Raw genomic sequence first — 19,548 nt, 5'->3', positions numbered from 1 at the left:
CAACCTTTCCGTCAGTTGCGCCGACGGAAGCGGCAGGCTGGAAAAATCCGAAACAATTCGTGGAGAATACGACCATTCGCAGACCTTTTAAAACCGACGCGCCCGTGAAGGAAGGGCCGCGTTCCAACAGGGAAATTCGCATCCCAAAAGTCCAGCTCATTGGGGCTGATGGTGCGAATTTGGGCGTTGTCCCAACCGACGAAGCTTTGAAGATGGCAGAAGATGCCGGCCTCGATCTGGTTGAAATTTCCCCCAATGCCGAACCGCCTGTGTGCAAGATCCTGGATCTGGGTAAGCTGAAATATGCAAACCAGAAGAAGGCCGCCGAGGCGCGCAAGAAGCAGAAGATCGTTGAAATCAAAGAAATCAAGATGCGCCCCAACATCGACACCCATGACTATGAGGTGAAGATGAAGGCGATGGGCCGGTTCTTCGACGAAGGCGACAAGGTCAAGGTGACGTTGAAGTTCCGCGGCCGCGAAATGGCCCACCAGGAACTCGGCATGAAACTGCTGCAGCAGGTCAAGGAAGACACGCTGGAGATTGCCAAGGTGGAAGCCGAGCCCAAACTCGAAGGCCGCCAGATGATGATGGTGCTCGCGCCGAAGTAATAGATGTTTGCCGATTTGGATTTGAGCCGTCCGTCTGGGCGGCTTTTTCCTTTTTTGCAGGGTCGCTACCGCGTTAAAAGATTCCCGCCCGGCGCCCGTTGCACTTTGGCGGGACTGCGGTTATAAGCGCGCGTCCGAACTGACCGGCAGGGCATGCCGTGGCAGTTCAGAATGCTTGCAAGCACGGTTCGTCGCCGCGCCTGCATTTCAACAACAAGCCACCTCACTTTGCAGACCGGCACGCCGGAGCTGCGAGTGGCGCTTTTTAAGAAGAGCGCAGCCGGGGCACAGAAGGAGTAGCAAAATGCCCAAGATGAAGACGAAGTCCTCTGCCAAGAAGCGGTTCAAGATCACCGCGACCGGCAAGGTTAAGGCAGCCGCTGCTGGCAAGCGCCACGGCATGATCAAGCGCAGCAACAAGTTCATTCGCGATGCACGCGGCACCATGGTTCTTTCCGAGCCAGATGGTCGCAAGGTCATCAAGAATTACTTGCCGAACGGTCTCTAAGACTTTTCGTACCGCTATATATTAAGGAGATCATGACATGGCACGCGTAAAAAGAGGTGTAACCTCCCACGCCAAGCACAAGAAGGTTCTGAAGCAGGCCAAGGGCTTCTACGGCCGCCGCAAGAACACCATCCGTACCGCAAAGGCAGCAGTCGATCGCTCCAAGCAGTACGCGTACCGCGACCGCAAGGTCAACAAGCGCAATTTCCGCGCCCTCTGGATCCAGCGCATCAACGCTGCCGTCCGCGAACACGGCCTGACCTACGGCCGTTTCATCGACGGCCTGAACAAGGCTGGCATCGAAGTCGACCGCAAGGTTCTGTCGGACATGGCTATCCATGAACCAGCAGCCTTCGGCGCACTCGTAGCCGCTTCGAAGAAGTCGCTGGCTTACCTCAAGGACGCCGGCACGAAGAACGAGTTCGAAGCAGCCGTCAAGTAATCGACCGGCGCATCGTATTTTGATGAAAACCCGCGCTGGCGAAACCGGCGCGGGTTTTGTGTTTCTGGATCATACGCTGAATGCTTTTTGTCGGCCCACCTGTTGATTGGCCGCCTGCAGATAGGTAGTGATCTCCAGCGCTGAACGACAACCGACCGAAGCCGCCAAGGCAGGACAACATGACCGAACTCGACACTTTGCAACACCAGCTTATCGCCGACGTCGCAGCTGCCGCTGACGAACAGGCGATCGAGGCTGTCAGGCTCGCAGCGCTTGGCAAGAAGGGCTCCGTATCCGAGCTTCTGAAAACGCTGGGGACGATGTCGCCTGAAGAGCGCCAGACCCGCGGCGCCGCGATCAACGCGTTGAAGGCGGTGGTGACCGACGCGATCAGCAGCCGCAAGTCGGCTCTGAAGGACGCGGCGATCACGGCCAAGCTTGAGGCCGAGACAGTCGACGTCAGCCTGCCGGTGCGCTCGTCGCCGGCCGAGCGCGGCCGCATCCATCCGATCAGCCAGATCGTCGACGAGATCACGGCAATTTTCGGTGATATGGGCTTTTCGATCGCCGAGGGGCCCGACGTCGAGACCGACTACTATAATTTCACGGCGCTGAACTTCCCCGAAGGCCATCCCGCTCGCGAAATGCACGATACCTTCTTCTTCCAGCCGGACGAGAATGGCGAGCGCAAGGTGCTGCGCACTCATACCTCCCCTGTGCAGATCCGGACGATGGAGTCGCAAAAGCCGCCGATCCGTATCATCATCCCCGGTAAGACCTACCGGCAGGACAGCGACGCGACGCATTCGCCGATGTTCCACCAGGTCGAGGGCCTCGTGGTCGACAAGTCTGCCAACGTCGCCAACATGCGCTGGGTGCTCGAAGAGTTCTGCAAGGCCTTCTTCGAGGTCGACAGCGTGACGATGCGCTTCCGCCCGTCCTTCTTCCCCTTCACGGAACCCTCGTTCGAGGTCGACATCCAGTGCGACCGCTCCGGCCCGATCGTCAAGTTCGGCGAAGGTACGGACTGGATGGAAATCCTCGGCTGCGGCATGGTCCATCCGAACGTGCTGCGCCATGGCGGGCTCGATCCCGATGAATACCAGGGCTTCGCCTGGGGCATGGGCCTCGACCGCATCGCCATGCTGAAGTACGGCATGCCGGACCTCCGCGACTTCTTCAACGCCGACGTCCGCTGGATCTCCCACTACGGTTTCAGGCCGCTCGATATGCCGACGCTGTTTGGCGGTCTGAGCGTCTGACATGCCGACACTCTTGCGCTGGAGAGGATATCGTTTTTTCTTCTACTCCGCAGATGGCTGGGAGCCACCGCACGTTCATATCGCCAAAGACGGTTGCGAAGCCAAAATCTGGCTTTGCGATATGTCAGTCGCAATCAATCTCGGATATTCTGCAAAAGAACTGAACGAGACTATCCGTAAGACCCGTGAAGAAAGCCCAATCTTTCTGGAGGCATGGAATGACTATTTTGCAGATTGAGGTCGAGGATAGTCGTCCCATCGAGGCTTTTTGCGACGAGCAATTCCTGCATGTCTCGCTTGCGGACGGCCGCTCCCTCAGTGCGCCGTTGTGGTGGTATCCGCGACTGGTCAAGGCGACACCACAGGCGCGAAGCAAGATAGAATTCATGCCCTTGGGAATGCACTGGCCGGAGATTGATGAAGATATATCCGTCGCCAGTATATTGCGGGGCCAGCGCGCTCCGGGCGCCAAGCCCCCGGCGGCCGCATAAAGTTCAAGCGAGACAATAGACAATGAAATTCACACTCTCCTGGCTGAAAGAGCACCTCGAAACCGAGGCAACGCTCGATGAGATCTGCGCGCGTCTGACAATGATCGGGCTTGAGGTGGATGCCGTCGACGACAAGGCGGCTTTCAAGCCGTTCGTTATCGCCAAGGTCCTCTCCGCCGAAAAGCACCCGCAGGCGGACCGCCTGAAGGTGCTGATGGTCGATACGGGCAACGGGGTTCCGATCCAGGTGGTCTGCGGCGCGCCGAACGCTCGCGCCGGTCTCATTGGCGCCTTTGCAGCACCCGGTATCTATGTTCCCGGCATCGACGTGACCTTGACGGTCGGCAATATCCGTGGCGTCGAGAGCCATGGAATGATGTGCTCGGAGAAGGAACTGGAAATCTCCGACAATCACGACGGCATCATCGACCTGCCGGCTGATGCGCCTGTCGGCACGAGCTATGCCGCCTATGCCGGCCTCGACGACCCGATGATCGACGTCAACCTGACGCCAAACCGCCCGGATTGCACCGGTGTCTACGGCATCGCCCGCGATCTGGCCGCCTCTGGTCTCGGCAGGCTCAAGGTCCGCTCTACCCCGAAGATCGCGGTCGAAGGCGAAACCACAACGGACGTAAAGCTCGAGCTTGACGATGCGCGCCTCTGCCCCGGCTTCGCGCTGCGCCTCGTGCGCGGCGTCCGGAATGGTCCGAGCCCCAGGTGGATGCAGCAGCGGCTGATGGCGATCGGCCTGCGACCCATCAGCGCGCTTGTCGATATCACCAACTACATGACCTTCGATCAGGGCCGCCCGATGCACGTGTTCGACGCTGCCAAGGTCAAGGGCGATCTGGTTGTCCGCCGTGCCCACGACGGGGAGACGGTGCTGGCGCTCGACACGCGCGAATACAAGCTGTCGTCGAGCAACGTTGTCATTGCCGACGACAACGGTATCGAATCCATCGGCGGTGTCATGGGCGGGGAGCATTCAGGCTGTGACGAGAACACGACAGATGTGCTGATCGAATCCGCGCTCTGGGATGCGATGAACATCGCCAAGACCGGCCGCAGCCTCGGCATTATCACCGACGCGCGCTATCGCTTCGAGCGCGGCGTCGACCCGGAATATATGGTGCCTGGCCTCGAGCGGACGACGGAACTTGTTCTCGAGATCTGCGGCGGCAATGCGGCCAGATCCAAGGTCGTCGGATACAAGGGTTACGAGGCAAAACTCGTCGATTTCCCACTCTCCGAGGTCAAGCGCCTGACGGGGCTCGAAGTCTCCGCGGACGAAAGCAAGTCGATCCTCACGAAGCTCGGCTTCTCGGTATCGGGGTCCGGTGAGCATGTCTCCGTTTCCGTGCCATCCTGGCGGCCCGACGTCGACGGCAAGGCCGATCTTGTCGAAGAGGTCATGCGAATCCACGGCGTAGACAACATCAAGCCGGCGCCGCTGGCGAGCCATGCTGCCGTCAACGGCAAGATCCTGACGACGCTGCAGATCCGTACGCGCATCGCCAAGCGGGCGCTTTCTGCGCGCGGCATGCTCGAGGCGGTCACGTGGTCGTTCATATCGACCGATCAGGCAACACTTTTCGGCGGCGGTTCGGATGCGTTGCGGCTCGCCAATCCGATCGCGGCGGATATGTCGGACATGCGCCCCTCGCTATTGCCGGGATTGCTCAGCGCCGCCCAGCGTAATTCCGACAAGGGTTACGGCGACGTCGCGATCTTCGAAGTGTCAGGCACATATGAATCCGACAAGCCGGAAGGCCAGAGGCGCGTGGCTGGCGGCGTCCGCCGCGGCACGGCGTCGATGTCGGGATCAGGTCGCATGTGGTCGAACGCGGCCAAAGGCGGCGGCAAGCCGGTCGACGTCTTCGACGCCAAGGCAGACGCGCTGGCGGTGCTGGAGGCCTGCGGCCTGCCGATGGGCAATATCCAGATCGAGCAGGGCGGTCCCGGCTGGTACCATCCCGGCCGCTCCGGCACCATCAAGATGGGCCCGAAGGTGGTTCTCGGATATTTTGGTGAATTCCATCCAAAGACACTGGAAGCGCTGGATGTGAGCGGCGCTCTCTGCGGCTTCGAGGTCTATGTCGACGCCATGCCCGAGCCAAAAAAGAAGGCGACGCGCACCAAACCGGCGCTGGAGCTCTCGCCCTTCCAGTCGGTCCGGCGCGATTTCGCCTTTGTCGTCGATAAAGCGGTGGAAGCGGGTGCAATCATCCGCGCCGCAACCGGGGCCGATCGCAGGCTGGTGACCGGCGTCAACGTCTTCGACGTCTTCGAAGGCGCCTCGCTTGGCGAGGGCAAGAAATCGGTGGCGATCGAAGTGCAGATTCAGCCGGCCGACCGCACGTTGACCGACGAGGATTTTGAGGTGCTGACCCAGAAGATCATCGCCAATGTCGCCAAGGCGACCGGCGGCGTTCTTCGAAGCTGACGCGCGAAATCCGTGCTCAAAAAGCCGGCGATGACCTCGCCGGCTTTTTCATGCGTGAAGATGATAGAGCTTGTTGACGATGGTCCAACGTCCGTCGGCCTTCAGCAACGATAGGTAATCCGAAAAACGCATGCCCGCGAATTCGTCGATCACGCGGACGCTTGCGGTATCGCCGGTGATCTCGATCATCTCGATCTCCATCAGCGGCTGCGTGCCCGGTGCAGCCGGGGCTTCGGCCATGATTGAGGCTATGAATTCGTCGCGAGAAAGCCATTCGACGGCGCCCTGGAAATTCCCTACAATGGCCGCCTGCCGGTGAAAGGCCTTCTTCAGCGCGGGCTCGTTGGCAAATGCCATTCCATCGACATAGAGATGGATCACCGCCCGGATTGCCTGCTCTTCGGACATCTCGCTTCCTCCGTTTTGGCTGGTCGAAGCATAGCACGGATGCCGGAATCGGGCAAAACGAGAGTGGTTCGCCTCCTCACGAAAAACAGCCCGAAGCCTCAACGATTGGTCATTGCCAGCGACGCATCCGAATACCGCTTGCCCGCGACCCGGCCGAGCGGGATCACGTTGCTCAACTCCTCAACTTCATCAGTGGAAAGCACGATGTCGGCTGCCGCTGCGTTCTGTTCCAGATGATGCAGTTTGCGCGCACCGGGGATAGGAACGACGTCGTCCCCCTGGTGCAGAACCCAGGCGAGCGCCAGCTGGGCGGCAGTGACGCCCTTCTCTTTGGCCAGCGCCTCAAGTGCCCTAACCAGGGCCGCGTTTGCATCGAAATTCTCCGCCTGGAAACGCGGCAGATTGCGACGGAAATCGTCGGCGTCGAGGTCGTCCACTTGTCGGATCGCGCCGGTGAGGAAACCGCGTCCCAGCGGACTATAGGGCACGAAACCAATGCCGAGTTCGCGACAGGTGGCAAGCACGTCGTCTTCCGGGTCGCGGGACCAAAGCGAATATTCGCTCTGTACGGCGGCAATCGGGTGGACAGCATGGGCGCGACGGATGGTGGCGGAACTTGCCTCCGAGAGACCGAGGGCACGCACCTTGCCCTCTTTCACCAGGTCGGCCATGGCGCCGACCGTATCTTCGATCGCCACATCGGGATCGACGCGGTGTTGGTAGAACAGGTCGATGACCTCGGTGTCGAGCCGCTTCAACGAAGCTTCGGCCACTTGTTTCACATGCGCCGGCCGGCTGTCCACGCCGACTATTGCGGCCGGGCCGGGCTTCGTGAGATCGAGCTTGAATCCGAACTTCGTGGCGATGACGACTTGATCGCGAACGGGCTTCAGCGCCTTCCCGAGCAATTCCTCGTTGTGGAAGGGACCGTAGGTCTCCGCAGTGTCGAAGAAGGTCACACCGAGGTCGACAGCGCGGCGCAGCGTGGCGTTGGATTCGTTGTCATCCTTTGCCCCATAGGCAAAGCTCATGCCCATGCAGCCGAGACCGACAGCGGAGACGGTCAGTTCGTTTCCAAGTTTGCGGGTTTTCATTTCTGTGCTCCCTGAGCCAATTTGTCGTGATCGCCAGGCGGTTCACCACCGGGATACGGGTTGGAAACTAGAGCGCCAGCAACCGTTTGAAAATCCGTGCAAATCGCAACGGGCTGTTCTATTATTTCGATCAATGAACCGGACACAACTCTCGCAACTCGCGGTGCTTGCCGCCGTCGCCGCCCACCGCAGCTTTCGTGCCGCGGCCAAGGAGCTGGCAATCGCGCCTTCAGCTGTCAGTCACGCGATCTCCAGCCTGGAGGAGAGCCTAGGCGTTCGTCTGCTCGCCCGCACCACACGCAGCGTGGCCCCGACCGAGGAGGGGCGGCGGTTGCTCGATCGTCTCCGGCCGGCACTCGATGAAATCGGCGTGGCGCTTGAGGAGGTCGTAGACGCGCGCGACAAGCCCGCCGGCAATCTACGCATTACAGCACCGCGTTTTGCATCCGACGTGCTGCTCGGGGAGCGCATAGGCGATTTTCTCAATCTCTATCCTGACATCACGCTTGAAATCGCCAACGAGGACGGCTTCATCGATATCGTTGAGGAAGGTTTCGATGCCGGCATCAGGTTCGAGGAGAGCCTCGAGGCTGATATGATCGCTGTCAAGGTATCCTCCGACCTGCGCACCGTCATCGCGGGTTCGCCCGGCTATTTTGAGCACCATCCGAAGCCGTTCCACCCGGGCGATCTCGTGCATCATCGTTGTATCAAGCGCCGCTTCAGCAACGGCACGATCTATCGCTGGGAGTTCGAGAAGGATGGCCGTGAGCTGATTGTTCCGGTGAATGGCCCGCTGATTGTCAGCGAGGATCGGTTGAGCTTGCTGGCGGCTCTTGGCGGCGCCGGGCTTGCCTATCTCTTCGACATGCGTGTCGCCAACGAGCTTGCGGAGGGAAAGCTGATCCGCGTGCTGGAGGATTGGTGTCCGCCTTATCCGGGCCCGTTCCTCTACTATCCCAGCCGGCGCCAGATGCGCCCGGCACTGCGGGCATTTATCGATTTCTTCAAGGTGGGCGGCTAATCGCCGGCTTTCGGGTGGCGGACCGGGGCGGAAGCCATAGATTGGGTCATGGAGGGGTGCACAATGAAGAAACCGGCTTCGATGAGGGGGTTGGAGGAGCTCGGCCGGGTACGGCTCTCCAGGAATTTCTTCCTTCGCGATTTCCTTCATTCCGAGATCGGTAGCTTTTACGGCATTCCCAATATCCCTGACGATCCCGACCTGGCAATCGCGGCGGGCAGGCGTTTGTGCGAGGAGTTGCTGGAGCCGTTGGAGCAAACCTTCGGAAGACTACACCTGCGCTCCGGCTACCGTTCGCCGACTTTGAACAAATTCGGCAATGAAAACGACTTGAACTGCGCGCGAAACGAAATCACCGCCGCCAACCACATCTGGGATCTGCGCGATGCTGACGGCTGCATGGGCGCCACCGCATGCGTCGTCGTGCCCTGGGTCTGGGACCGGCATCAAAAGCCCGGCGATTGGCAGAAGCTCGCCTGGTGGATCCACGACCATCTGCCCTATTCTTCGCTGCAGTTCTTCCCGAAGCTATGGGCCGTCAATATCGGCTGGCATGAGAAGCCGGTTCGCCAGATCAGCAGCTATGCCGAACCGCGCGGTATCCTCACGCGCCGCGGAATGCAGAACTGGGAGGGCGATCACTCGAGCGCCTATGAGGGCTTTCCGCCGATCAAAGTGTAAGGCGGTAGCGGATATGGCCGTCGCTCTTGACATAGCTGTCGTAGAGCTTCCTCGCGGTAGCGTTGGTCTCGTCGGTGTGCCAGTAGAGCCGCCCCCAGCCTTTTGCTTTCGAAAGTGCCATGAGGTCATCCAGCAATGCGCGGCCAACACCTTTGCCGCGCGCGGCCTCGTCGACGAACAGGTCTTCGAGATAGCAGTCCAGCGAGCGGGTCCACGTGCCCTCGTGCGTGATGCACAGCGCGAAGCCCATCATCTCCCCATCGACCTCAGCGACCCGCATGAAGATCGTCGACGCCGGATCGAAGATCCGGCGCCACGTCATCTCGGTAATATCAGGCGCGATGCCGACTGCGTAGAAGTCGAGATAATCGGACCAGAGCTTTCGCCAGCGCCGCTCGTCGTCGGGTCTTGCGTCGCGGATAGTCACCGTCATGTCAGGCCTCCTGATGCAGATTGCCCAAAATCTGTAACGGTTCTGGGGCAACGACATGCATGGAATAGAGATTTAAGCACCCGCCTTGTCGAGTATATCAACTGCCTCGGCGGATAGTGTCAGTTTTGCCGAGTTGATGAGCGCATCGAGTTGAGTGAGGCTGGTGGCGCTGGCGATAGGCGCGGTGACGGCCTTTTTCTGAAGCAGCCATGCAAGCGCGATCTCCGCCGGCTTTGCACCCGTCTCCTTCGCTACGCTGTCGAGCGCGGCAAGGATATTCAGGCCCTTGGCATCGAGATATTTGCCGACGCGATTTTCGCGCGCCTTGCCTTCCGTATCGGCCTTGGTCCGATACTTGCCGGAAAGAAATCCTGCGGCAAGGCTGAAATAGGTGATGACGCCAATCTTTTCCCTGAGGCAGAGTTCGGCGAGCGGGCCCTCGAAGCCGCGGTCGTAGAGATTATACTCCGGCTGCAATACATCGTAGCGCGGAAGACCGGCTTTCCCCGCGGCATCGAGAGAATCCTGCAACTGCTTCGCGTCAAGGTTAGAACAACCGATCGCGCGGATCTTGCCCTGCTGTTTCAGCTTGGCATAGGCGCCGAGCGTCTCTTCATATTGCGTTTCGGGATCCGGCCAATGGGAGAGATAGAGATCGATGTAGTCGGTTTGCAGACGCCTCAGCGAGTCTTCGACCGCCTTCAGAATGTAGGCCTCCCTCAGTCCCTTCTTATCCGGTCCCATTTCCGAGCCGACCTTGGTAATGATGATCGCCTTGTCGCGAGAAAGGCCGCTGCGCTTCAGCCACTTGCCGATGATCTCCTCGGAGTCTCCGCCCTTGTTGCCTGGAACCCAGGCGGAATAGACGTCGGCAGTATCGATGGTGTTGAAGCCAGCGTCAAAGAAGGCATCGAGAATATCGTAGGAGGTCTTTTCGTCGGCCGTCCAGCCGAAGACATTGCCGCCAAAGACGATCGGGGCGATCGAAAGACCCGTTTTACCAAGCTGGCGCATCTGCATGGGCACTCTCCCAAAATGATTGAAATCATTGAAATGAACGGCACGGCGAAACACCGTCTTCTCTATGTAGGGCCATAGGGCGAACATGGAAACCAAACTTCCGTGATTTCGTCCTGCGGCATTGCGCCGGCAACGGGGGCTGAATAAGGTTGCGCCGAAAATCGTTCACGGAGGAAAAATCAATGTTGCGTTTCGGAATCATGTCGACTGCAAAGATTGGCCAGGAACTGGTCGTCCCGGCGATCCAGGATGCCGAAAATTGCGTGGTGACCGCCGTCGCCAGCCGTGATCTTGGCCGCGCTCGGAAGATGGCGGATCGCTTCTCTGTACCGCACGCCTTCGGTTCCTACGAGGAAATGCTCGCCTCCGACACGATCGACGCGGTCTATATTCCGCTGCCGACGTCACAGCATGTCGAATGGTCGATCAAGGCTGCGGATGCCGGCAAGCACGTGCTCTGCGAAAAGCCGATCGCACTCAAGGCAGGCGAGATCGACAGCCTGATCGCGGCGCGCGACCGCAACAAGGTGCTGATCACCGAAGCCTACATGGTCACCTACACGCCTGTCTGGCAGAAGGTCCGCTCGTTGCTAGCCGATGGCGCCATCGGCCGTCTGCGTCATGTCCAGGGCGCGTTCACCTATTTCAACCGCGACGCCGGCAACATGCGCAACATTCCGGAGCTCGGCGGCGGAGGCCTGCCTGATATCGGCGTCTACCCAACAATCAGCACCCGCTTCGTCACCGGCAAGGAACCCTTGCGTATCCAGGCGGTCACCGAGCGCGATCCGGAATTCGGCACCGACATCTACTCGAGCGTCAAGGCGGACTTCGGCGATTTCGAGGTGAGCTTCTATATCTCGACGCAGATGGCAGCCCGCCAGGTCATGGTCTTCCACGGCACCGAAGGCTTCATAGAGGTGAAGTCGCCCTTCAATGCCGATCGCTACGGGGCCGAGGAAATCGAGCTGACCAACCGCAATCATTCGGAATCAAAGATTTTCCGCTTCCCCGACAGCCGCCAGTACAAGCGCGAGGCCGAGGCGTTTGCGGATGCGGCAACCGGCGGCAAGGCTGAGGTGGTGACGCTTGAAAGCTCCAGGAACAATCAGAAGATGATCGACGCCATCTATCGCGCCAGCGAAAAGGACGGCTGGGAAACGGTCTGATTCTACAAACGCGTCAGCGGCGGAAGACGAAGCGCGAGTAGCCGAAAAAGCTGAAGCCCGTCGCCGCCGCCGATGCCAGTACCAATGCCACCGTCGGGCGCAGTATTGGCGTGGAAACAAGCAACGCGGAATAAAGAGCATAATTCAGCAGCGCTGAGGTAACCCCGATCGAACCGTAGCGAAACCCTTCGGCCGCGAGGGACCGGCCGGAGCGATCAAAGGTAAAGGTGCGGTTCAAGACCCACGTCGCGATCATTGCCATTGGAATGCTGATGGCCCGCGCGCCAAAGGGGCCAAGCGACGTGAAATGCAGGAGCAGCATCAGGACCCCCGCGTCGACGACGAAACCGACGCCGCCTGCCATTGCAAACCACAAAATCTTCTTCATGCAGCGCCGGCCTTCCTATTGCTGGTCGCAGAATTCTGCTCTCGCTCGATCCTGCTCGATGTCGTTTGCCCGATGCTCAAGCTCATCGGTTTGATATTCATGTAGTGAATGCGAAGCTGCTCTGCACGCGATCGTGCAACCGAGTCAAGAATAAGCGCTGCGGTAAACAGCATGAACGACACCATCATCAGCGCCATCGAGAACACCCAGGTTGGCATGCGGCTGACGAGCCCGGTTTCGAAATATTCGATCAACACCGGTGTCATGAAGGCAAGGCTCGAAGCCATGAACATGGTGCTCAGAATGCCGAAGAAGGCGAACGGCCTCGTCTCTTTCATCAGCATGGCGAACATCCAGAGGATCTTGGCGCCATCCTTGAAAGTCGAGAGCTTGGAATGCGAGCCTTCCGGTCGGCGACCGTAGTCGAGTTCAAGCTCGGTAGTCGGCAGCTTCAGCCGCGATGCATGTACCGACATCTCGGTCTCGATCTCGAATCCGGCCGAGACCGCTGGGAAGCTCTTGACGAAGCGCCGCGAGAAGACCCGGTAGCCCGAGAAGATGTCGGTGAAATCGGGACCGAAGATCGTCCGGTAGAGAATGTTGAAGATTCGGTTTCCGAAGGCGTGGCCGTGCCGTCCGGCATCGTCATGGACCCCGCGGCGCGTGCCGACGACCATATCGGAGCGTTCGGTCAGCAGCGTGCGTATCAATTCGTCTGCATCGTCGGGCGAATAGGTGCCGTCACCATCGGCCATGAGATAGATGTCCGCGTCGATATCCGAAAACATCCGGCGGACAACATGACCCTTACCCTGACGCCGCTCGCGAAGGACCGTCGCACCGGCAAGCATCGCCTGAAGCGCGGTGCCATCGGTCGAATTGTTGTCGTAGACATAAATCCGCGCAGCGGGCAACGCGGCGCGGAACCCGCCAACGACGGCGCGTATCGTCGCTCCCTCGTTGTAGCAGGGCAGCAAAACCGCAATGTCAAGGCTCTCACTCCAGGTCTCCGGCATGACTTCCACTCGCTACATCAGAAAATCTGGAGATCAGCCTATCGCGCTGCCGTTAATAAGACCCTAGGAGCGACTGACCTGCGACCAAATCATCGTCTACAAGGCCGCAGCGGGCGGCTGGCAGTGGCTTTACTCTTTCTTGATGGCAACGGGCTATTTTGAGGCTTCGCGATGACCGGCGAGAAAGAGGCGACCATATGAGCGACGCGGTAGAAATGCGGCATATCACGGCGGCAAGTGAGAAGTCTGGGGCGAGTTCGCTCTTGTCGAGCCTCTGGTTTGTCGCCCTGCTCTACAGCGCCGCGGTCATTGCAGCGCTGCTGGCCTTGAATTACGGCGCTACCGACTATGTCGGCCCGGACAATGATGACGCCATGCGTCTGGTGGAGGTCCGCGACCTGCTGGCCGGCCAGGGCTGGTTCGACATGATGCAGTACCGCCTCGGTCTTGATGGTGGCACGCTAATGCACTGGTCGCGTTTCATCGATCTGCCGATTGCAAGCCTGATCGCATTCTTCCGTCTCTTTGCTACGCCCGAGCGGGCGGAAGCGCTGGCGCTGACCATCTGGCCGCTGACGCTGGTTATCCCGTTCATGCTGGCCATGGGGCTTCTCGGCCGTCGTATCGGCGGCTTGCCGGGTGCTCATGTGGCGCTTGGCCAGACGGCACTCCTGATCCTCGGCTGCGGGCGGTTCCTTCCGGGGTCGATCGATCACGATAACGTCCAGCTCGGGCTCGTGGCGCTGCTGACTGCCATGCTGGTCGACCAGAAGTTCAGGCCCGCAAGCTATGCCGTCGCCGCAGTTGCTGCCGCTCTTGCCATCGGCATCGGTGCGGAGACGACCCCCTTCATCGCGGTCGCCTGTATTGTCGTGGCAACGCTCTGGGCATGGGAAGGGCAGGATTTCGCGCCTGCCGCCCGCGCGTTTGGGCTTACGCTTACTGTCGCGATCAGCATTGCCTTCTTCACGACCGTGCCGCCGCGTCTCTATTCGGCGGTCACCTGCGATAATCTGTCGCTTGGCTTCTATGGAATTACGAGTGTCGGTGGCGCGGCACTGCTGGTTTCGGCGATCTTCGCCAGCCGTCTGCCGCGTCCCTGGCGTTTTGCGGTGCTTGCAGCAAACGGTGCGCTCGTTTTGGCGACCACGCTCGTTTTGGCGCCGAAGTGCCTTCGCAACCCGCTCGCCGATCTCGATCCGATGCTGATCCAGTTCTGGCTGAACTCCATCACTGAGGCGCAATCGATCTTCTCGGTTGGCCACGAAACGCCCGAAGCGGTAGGCGCCTTTTATGCGGTAGGCCTTCTCGGCATGGTGGTGTGCCTGTTCCGCATCATGCGTGGAGAGCGGGTGGAATTGCATGCGATCTTTCTGGCTTTGCTTCTCGTCAATTGGGCCATTGCGCTCGTTCAGGTCCGCGGCGCCCTATTTGCGAACCTGCTCGCCATTCCGCCGCTGACCTTGTTTATCCTCGATCTGCGTCGCGTCTCGAATGCCGATAGCGATAATGTTGCGGCCGCATTTTTCTACGTGGTCGGTGTGCTGATATCGGTGCCGTCGGTCTGGGCTTTCGGCGGCGGGCTCGCCACCAGCAATATCGCGAATATCTTCTCCAAGACCTCTACGGTTGCCGCCGTTGACGATAGCGAAAGCGAATGCGTCTCGAAGCAAGGGCTGGCTCCGATTACCGGCCTGGATCCCGGAGTGGTTGTCGCTCCTTCGAATCTCGGCGCGCCCATCCTGCGCTTTACCGGCCATCGCGTTCTATCTGCGCCCTATCACAGGGATCCGGGCGGCATGCTGACCGAGCTGCACATCGGTCTTGCCATACCGAGCGAGGCAGAGGCATTCATGCGCGGCGCGCATGCGACCATTCTTGTTTACTGCCCGAACGATCCGCAGACCGCGATGGTCGCAAAAGCCAAACCCGACGGTCTCTACGCTCAACTTGGCCTGGGTAGGGTTCCTCCCTACCTGGAACGACTTCCCGCGCCGGAAAAAGCGAAGGTGCAATTCTTCCGGATCAAGGCGGAATAGCAGGAAGGCAAGGACCGTCCGCCTGCTAAAGAAAACGTCGGTCTTGATCGAACCCCGGCTGCCCTTTGCCGATGATTCCGGTAAAAAGGCGTCATGAGCAGCTTCCTCGAGAATGATTCGCCGTCGAACCTTGCCGAATATTCCGTGTCGGAGCTTTCCGGCTCGATCAAGCGCACGGTCGAGAACGCCTTCGACCAGGTTCGGGTACGTGGTGAAATATCCGGGTATCGCGGCCCGCACTCATCGGGCCATGCCTATTTCGCGCTGAAGGACGACAGAGCCCGCATCGATGCCGTGATTTGGAAGGGCACGTTTTCCAAGCTGAAATTCCGGCCGGAGGAGGGCATGGAAGTGATCGCCACCGGCAAGGTGACGACTTTCCCCGGCTCGTCCAAATACCAGATCGTCATCGAGACGCTGGAACCTGCAGGCGCCGGCGCGCTGATGGCGCTGCTGGAGGAACGCAAGCGCAAGCTGGGTGCCGAAGGGTTGTTCGATGCCGAACGCAAGCGGCGCCTGCCCTTCATGCCGAAAGTGATCGGCGTCGTCACCTCGCCGACCGGTGCCGTCATCCGCGATATTCTCCACCGCATCGCCGATCGTTTCCCGGTGCACGTCCTCGTCTGGCCGGTAAAGGTGCAGGGGGAGGGATCGGGCGACGAGGTGGCAAACGCCATTCGTGGCTTCAATGCATTTGACGTCGGAGGGGCGATGCCTCGACCGGATGTGCTGATCGTCGCGCGCGGTGGCGGCAGCCTGGAGGATCTCTGGAGCTTCAACGACGAGGCCGTGGTCCGCGCCGCAGCCGAAAGCACAATCCCGTTGATCTCGGCCGTCGGCCACGAGACTGACTGGACCCTGATCGACTATGCGGCCGATGTCCGCGCGCCGACGCCGACCGGGGCGGCCGAGATGGCGGTGCCGGTGAAGGCCGAACTGGAGGCGCAGACGTCGGCCCTGGCAGCCCGGTTGCAGACGGGCATGGGCCGTCACATGGACCAGCGGCGTCAGGCAGTGCGGGCTCTGTTGCGTGCGCTGCCGTCGCTCGATCAGCTTCTCGCCCTGCCGCGCCGACGATTCGACGAGGCAGCCGCCGGGCTCGGACGCGGATTGGAACTGAACACGCTGAACAAGCGCCGTGCGTTCGAGCGCGCTGCAGCGAATCTTCGGCCGCAAGTCTTGTCGAACCGGATCGCCGAGAAGCGTCAAATGTTGAACGAGCGCATTGTCCGCGCCGAACGTCGGGTCGATCGCTTGCTATCCGAGGGCCGAAGCCGGATTTCGAATGCGGATGTAGCGATGCGTGGCGTTCCCGGGCGGCTGCTCGCCCATACCAGCCGGTCCCGCGATCATCTTGCCAACCTTGCGCGCCATTCGGATACGGCAATCCGTCACAAGCTCGTCCAGGCGCGAGGCTCCGTCGTCGCCCATGATCGCATGCTCCAGTCGCTCTCCTACAAGAACGTGCTCAGCCGCGGCTATGCCGTTATCAGGGATGACGAGGATAGACCGGTCTCTGCAGCCTCGGCGCTTGCGCCCGGCGCCGCCATATCGATCGAATTCGCCGATGGCCGCGTCGGAGCAGTCGCCGGCGAGGGACCACCTACATCGGGAGGCAGCCCAATTGCCAGTAAACGTGCCGCCAAGGTCGGCACGTCAAACGATCCGTCGAAGCAGGGAAGCCTGTTCTGATGCGGATATTGCTGGTCCTGGCTCATCCGCTCGAAGACAGCTTTGCCGCCGCCGTGGCGGACACCGCCCGCAAGGCCTTGCAAGCAGGTGGCCACGAAGTGGATTGGCTCGACCTTTATCGCGTGGATTTCGACCCACGCCTGTCGCCGGCGGAAAGGCGCGGTTATTTCACCGAGCCTTACGAGGTCTCCGGCCTCAGTGACATGACATCACGGCTGAAGGCGGCGGATGGGCTAGTGTTGGTCTTTCCACAATGGTGGTTCAATTTCCCGGCCATCCTCAAGGGCTTTTTCGACCGGGTCCTTGCGCCGGGCATTGCGTTCCGTCCCGATCCCGCCGGCGGGCGCATCCTGCCGCAGCTGACAAATATTCGCCACTTCTGGGCGCTGACGACCACCGGATCGCCCTGGTGGGTGGTCCATCTCTACATGGGAAATCCGGTGCGCCGCTTGCTCAAGCGCGGCATCGCCAATTTCTGCTCGAAGCGGCTGAGCTTCCGCATGCTGACGCTGCATGACATGGATCGGGCGACTGACGCCAAACGCAAGGCGCATCTCGCCCGGGTAAGCAAAGCCGTCGCCGCAATCAGATAAAAAGCGCCGACCCTTCGCCTGTCAGGCCCATTCACCCTTGCGCATCACGGCGATGCGCGAACCATCGTGCTTGATACCGTCGATATCGACCTTGTCCGAGCCGATCATCCAGTCGATATGGATCAGGCTGGAATTGCCGCCCTGTGCGGTGATCTGGTCCTGGCTGAGCGAGGCGCCGTTGACGAAGCACTTGGAATAGCACTGGCCGAGCGCGATGTGGCAGGATGCGTTTTCGTCGAACAGCGTGTTGTAGAACAGGATGCCGCTTGCCGAGATAGGCGAGGAATGCGGCACCAGCGCTACTTCGCCCAGCCGGCGTGCGCCTTCGTCGGTATCGAGTACCTTGTTGAGTACCTCTTCGCCGCGGGTCGCCTTCGCGCCAATGATGCGACCACCCTCGAATTGCACCTGGATATTGTCGATCAGGGTGCCCTGATGCGACAGCGGCTTGGTGCTGGAGACATGTCCATCGACGCGCAACGCGTGGGGCGTCGTGAAGACCTCTTCGGTCGGGATGTTCGGATTGCAGGTGACACCGTTCTTGGCCGTCGACGCACCGCCATGCCACTCGTGTCCATCGGCAAGGCCGACCCTGAGATCGGTACCCGGTCCCTGGAAATGCAGCGTCGCAAAGTTTTGCCCGTTCATCCAGCCCGAGCGCCTGTGCAGGCTGGCATTGTGTTCGGCCCAGGCGGCGATCGGATCGGCGACATCGACGCGCGAAGCGGCAAAGATTGCTTTTGCAAGCTTGGCAACGGCAATTGGCTCCGGATCGTTCGGGAAGACCAGCTTTGCCCAGGAAGGGTTCGGATAGGACACAATGTTCCAGTTGATCTCGAAATTGGAGATCTTCTCGAGCGCCGGCTTGTAGGCTGCCGAATTGGCACGGTTGGCACGCGACACCTTTGCCGGATCCTGGCCGGCGAGCAGCATTGGATTGTCGCCTGAGATGGCCAGGCGCGCCGCGTTGCTGGCATATGCCTTCGCCATTCCCTCGTAGAGCCAGCCGGGTGCGCGGTCGAAGCTCTCGTCATTGCCGTATTGGTAGCGTGAAAGGGTAGTTTCCTCGTCCGCATAGAACACGGTCACGAGACCGCCGCCGGCGATGTAGGCATGCCGGGTGATCAGCCGCACCAGCGGCATCGCCACGACAGGCGCCGTAATGATGAGATCCTGGCCTTTCTGCAGCTGCAGCCCGACCTTGACAGCAACTTCAGCAAGCTTGTCGAGCTTCACCGGGTCGACGGATGGATTGGTTTGCGGAACGAACGTCATGGGAAACCTGCGTGCTCAATGGCGGGAACGGTATCTCTCAGACTTATCCGGCTTTGCGGCGAAAATGAAGCTTCGGACCCCTCAAATTCGCTCTGCCTCCGTGCACCGGTCAGGCGATCAGTGCAACGGCCGCAGCCTTCAGCGTCTTGACAGCATCCTTGGGATCGAGCCGAACCTGCAGCCCGCGCTGGCCACCGTTGATGAAGACGTAGGCTTCCGACATCGCCGCCACCTCGACTGCGGTCGGCACTGCCTTCTTCTGGCCAAAAGGGCTAATGCCGCCGACATGGTAGCCCGTCAGCCGCTCGGCATCTGCCGGTTTCATCATGTTCGCGGACTTGCCGCCGAAGGCGCTCGCCAGTTTCTTCATGCTGACCTCGCGATCGGACGGCACGACGACACACACCGGCTTGCCGTCCACTTCCGCCATCAGCGTCTTCAGCACGCGATGAGGTTCTTCTCCAAGCGCCTCCGCTGCCTGCAGTCCGACACGCTCGGCATTCGGATCATAGTCGTAGGTGTGGACGGTGAAAGCGACCTTGGCCTGGGCAAGGACTTGCGTCGCGCGCGTGGTCTTGGACATGGCCTCTCTCTTATTTGCCGTTCGCAAACAAAGATGCATAAACCTCGGGCTTGAAGCCGATCGACAGTTTCCCATCCGCCTCCAGTACCGGCCGCTTGATCATCGAAGGCTGGGCCAGCATCAAGCTTATGGCTTTCTCTTCGTTCAGGCCGACGCGATCATCATCTGGAAGCTTGCGGAAGGTGGTACCTGCCCGGTTGAGCACCGTTTCCCAACCCGCCTCGGCGCTCCATATCTGAAGATGGCCCCGGTCTATGCCCTCTACCTTGTAGTCATGGAAACGATAGGGGATCTCGTTCTCGTCCAGCCAGGCGCGGGCCTTCTTCATCGTATCGCAATTTTTGATGCCGTAGATCGTCACAGACATTGAACG

The 19,548-nt window shown here is 60.2% G+C and carries 22 protein-coding genes; 13 read left to right on the top strand and 9 right to left on the bottom strand.

The window, feature by feature from the left end:
• Nucleotides 1–74 precede the first annotated feature (74 nt).
• The 7 genes from infC (at nucleotide 75) to pheT (ending at nucleotide 5,760) form a co-directional block, all read left to right on the top strand.
• Complete coding sequence (infC, locus tag CPY51_RS19600) at nucleotides 75–611, top strand: translation initiation factor IF-3 (protein ID WP_195909573.1); 537 nt, start codon at nucleotides 75–77, stop codon at nucleotides 609–611.
• Between the two features lie 304 nt (nucleotides 612–915).
• Nucleotides 916–1,119 (top strand): 50S ribosomal protein L35, encoded by a 204-nt coding sequence (rpmI, locus tag CPY51_RS19595; RefSeq protein WP_111161896.1) that lies wholly within the window; start codon nucleotides 916–918, stop codon nucleotides 1,117–1,119.
• Nucleotides 1,120–1,156: 37 nt separating this feature from the next.
• On the top strand, nucleotides 1,157–1,561 hold the full coding sequence (gene rplT, locus CPY51_RS19590) for a 50S ribosomal protein L20 (protein WP_111161895.1): 405 nt from the start codon (nucleotides 1,157–1,159) through the stop codon (nucleotides 1,559–1,561).
• Nucleotides 1,562–1,740: 179 nt separating this feature from the next.
• Nucleotides 1,741–2,823, top strand: a complete 1,083-nt coding sequence (gene pheS, locus CPY51_RS19585) for a phenylalanine--tRNA ligase subunit alpha (protein ID WP_111161894.1) — start codon at nucleotides 1,741–1,743, stop codon at nucleotides 2,821–2,823.
• Nucleotide 2,824: 1 nt separating this feature from the next.
• Nucleotides 2,825–3,061, top strand: coding sequence for a DUF4160 domain-containing protein (locus CPY51_RS19580; protein ID WP_111161893.1), 237 nt, complete (start codon nucleotides 2,825–2,827; stop codon nucleotides 3,059–3,061).
• Nucleotides 3,042–3,314, top strand: a complete 273-nt coding sequence (locus CPY51_RS19575) for a DUF2442 domain-containing protein (protein ID WP_244598723.1) — start codon at nucleotides 3,042–3,044, stop codon at nucleotides 3,312–3,314. The genes CPY51_RS19580 and CPY51_RS19575 overlap by 20 nt, the downstream gene beginning before the upstream one ends.
• A gap of 22 nt (nucleotides 3,315–3,336) precedes the next feature.
• Nucleotides 3,337–5,760 (top strand): phenylalanine--tRNA ligase subunit beta, encoded by a 2,424-nt coding sequence (gene pheT, locus CPY51_RS19570; protein WP_111161892.1) that lies wholly within the window; start codon nucleotides 3,337–3,339, stop codon nucleotides 5,758–5,760.
• A 48-nt stretch (nucleotides 5,761–5,808) separates the two neighbouring features.
• Here the strand turns inward: pheT and CPY51_RS19565 are convergent, their stop codons facing one another.
• Together CPY51_RS19565 and CPY51_RS19560 are read right to left on the bottom strand one after the other, a co-directional pair.
• Nucleotides 5,809–6,168 carry a nuclear transport factor 2 family protein gene (locus CPY51_RS19565; protein WP_111161891.1) on the bottom strand — a complete coding sequence of 120 codons (360 nt, stop codon included), beginning with the start codon at nucleotides 6,166–6,168 and terminating at the stop codon, nucleotides 5,809–5,811.
• A gap of 98 nt (nucleotides 6,169–6,266) precedes the next feature.
• Nucleotides 6,267–7,262 (bottom strand): aldo/keto reductase, encoded by a 996-nt coding sequence (locus CPY51_RS19560; protein ID WP_111161890.1) that lies wholly within the window; start codon nucleotides 7,260–7,262, stop codon nucleotides 6,267–6,269.
• A 133-nt stretch (nucleotides 7,263–7,395) separates the two neighbouring features.
• Between CPY51_RS19560 and CPY51_RS19555 the strand changes: the two genes are divergently transcribed.
• Entirely contained in the window at nucleotides 7,396–8,286 is an 891-nt protein-coding gene (locus tag CPY51_RS19555) for a LysR family transcriptional regulator (RefSeq protein ID WP_111161889.1), read from the top strand.
• Nucleotides 8,287–8,349: 63 nt separating this feature from the next.
• Nucleotides 8,350–8,967 carry a hypothetical protein gene (locus tag CPY51_RS19550; protein ID WP_111161888.1) on the top strand — a complete coding sequence of 206 codons (618 nt, stop codon included), beginning with the start codon at nucleotides 8,350–8,352 and terminating at the stop codon, nucleotides 8,965–8,967.
• Here CPY51_RS19550 and CPY51_RS19545 read toward each other — a convergent pair.
• Nucleotides 8,957–9,400 carry a GNAT family N-acetyltransferase gene (locus CPY51_RS19545; RefSeq protein WP_111161887.1) on the bottom strand — a complete coding sequence of 148 codons (444 nt, stop codon included), beginning with the start codon at nucleotides 9,398–9,400 and terminating at the stop codon, nucleotides 8,957–8,959. The genes CPY51_RS19550 and CPY51_RS19545 overlap by 11 nt on opposite strands.
• A gap of 72 nt (nucleotides 9,401–9,472) precedes the next feature.
• Nucleotides 9,473–10,420 (bottom strand): aldo/keto reductase, encoded by a 948-nt coding sequence (locus tag CPY51_RS19540; protein WP_111161886.1) that lies wholly within the window; start codon nucleotides 10,418–10,420, stop codon nucleotides 9,473–9,475.
• A gap of 182 nt (nucleotides 10,421–10,602) precedes the next feature.
• Here CPY51_RS19540 and CPY51_RS19535 point away from each other — a divergent pair, with 182 nt between their 5' ends.
• Entirely contained in the window at nucleotides 10,603–11,589 is a 987-nt protein-coding gene (locus CPY51_RS19535) for a Gfo/Idh/MocA family protein (RefSeq protein ID WP_111161885.1), read from the top strand.
• Between the two features lie 13 nt (nucleotides 11,590–11,602).
• Here CPY51_RS19535 and CPY51_RS19530 read toward each other — a convergent pair whose 3' ends face one another.
• Together CPY51_RS19530 and CPY51_RS19525 are read right to left on the bottom strand one after the other, a co-directional pair.
• Nucleotides 11,603–11,977: a GtrA family protein gene (locus CPY51_RS19530; RefSeq protein WP_111161884.1), complete on the bottom strand. Its 375-nt coding sequence runs from the start codon at nucleotides 11,975–11,977 to the stop codon at nucleotides 11,603–11,605.
• Entirely contained in the window at nucleotides 11,974–12,993 is a 1,020-nt protein-coding gene (locus CPY51_RS19525; protein WP_111161883.1) for a glycosyltransferase, read from the bottom strand. Before CPY51_RS19525 ends, CPY51_RS19530 begins: the two co-directional genes overlap by 4 nt.
• A 197-nt stretch (nucleotides 12,994–13,190) precedes the next feature.
• Between CPY51_RS19525 and CPY51_RS19520 the strand changes: the two genes are divergently transcribed.
• From CPY51_RS19520 to CPY51_RS19510, 3 genes are all read left to right on the top strand, one after another.
• Complete coding sequence (locus tag CPY51_RS19520) at nucleotides 13,191–15,032, top strand: hypothetical protein (RefSeq protein WP_111161882.1); 1,842 nt, start codon at nucleotides 13,191–13,193, stop codon at nucleotides 15,030–15,032.
• Nucleotides 15,033–15,125: 93 nt separating this feature from the next.
• Nucleotides 15,126–16,724: an exodeoxyribonuclease VII large subunit gene (gene xseA, locus CPY51_RS19515; protein ID WP_111161881.1), complete on the top strand. Its 1,599-nt coding sequence runs from the start codon at nucleotides 15,126–15,128 to the stop codon at nucleotides 16,722–16,724.
• Nucleotides 16,724–17,317: an NAD(P)H-dependent oxidoreductase gene (locus CPY51_RS19510; RefSeq protein WP_111161880.1), complete on the top strand. Its 594-nt coding sequence runs from the start codon at nucleotides 16,724–16,726 to the stop codon at nucleotides 17,315–17,317. The genes xseA and CPY51_RS19510 overlap by 1 nt, the downstream gene beginning before the upstream one ends.
• A 21-nt stretch (nucleotides 17,318–17,338) precedes the next feature.
• On the opposite strand, the gene CPY51_RS19505 is transcribed toward CPY51_RS19510, so the two are convergent.
• From CPY51_RS19505 to CPY51_RS19495, 3 genes are all read right to left on the bottom strand, one after another.
• The gene (locus CPY51_RS19505) at nucleotides 17,339–18,592 is read right to left on the bottom strand and encodes an aminopeptidase (protein WP_111161879.1); all 1,254 of its coding nucleotides are present in this window, start codon (nucleotides 18,590–18,592) and stop codon (nucleotides 17,339–17,341) included.
• Nucleotides 18,593–18,701: 109 nt separating this feature from the next.
• Nucleotides 18,702–19,175, bottom strand: coding sequence for a Cys-tRNA(Pro) deacylase (gene ybaK / locus CPY51_RS19500; protein WP_111161878.1), 474 nt, complete (start codon nucleotides 19,173–19,175; stop codon nucleotides 18,702–18,704).
• A gap of 10 nt (nucleotides 19,176–19,185) precedes the next feature.
• On the bottom strand, nucleotides 19,186–19,542 hold the full coding sequence (locus CPY51_RS19495; protein WP_111161877.1) for an ArsC family reductase: 357 nt from the start codon (nucleotides 19,540–19,542) through the stop codon (nucleotides 19,186–19,188).
• Between the last annotated feature and the right edge of the window lie 6 nt (nucleotides 19,543–19,548).

The organism is Arminella tubonensis (assembly GCF_003240585.1).
GTDB classification, from domain to species: Bacteria; Pseudomonadota; Alphaproteobacteria; order Rhizobiales; family Rhizobiaceae; genus Rhizobium; species Rhizobium tubonense.
This window is presented reverse-complemented; position numbering and strand designations above follow the sequence as displayed.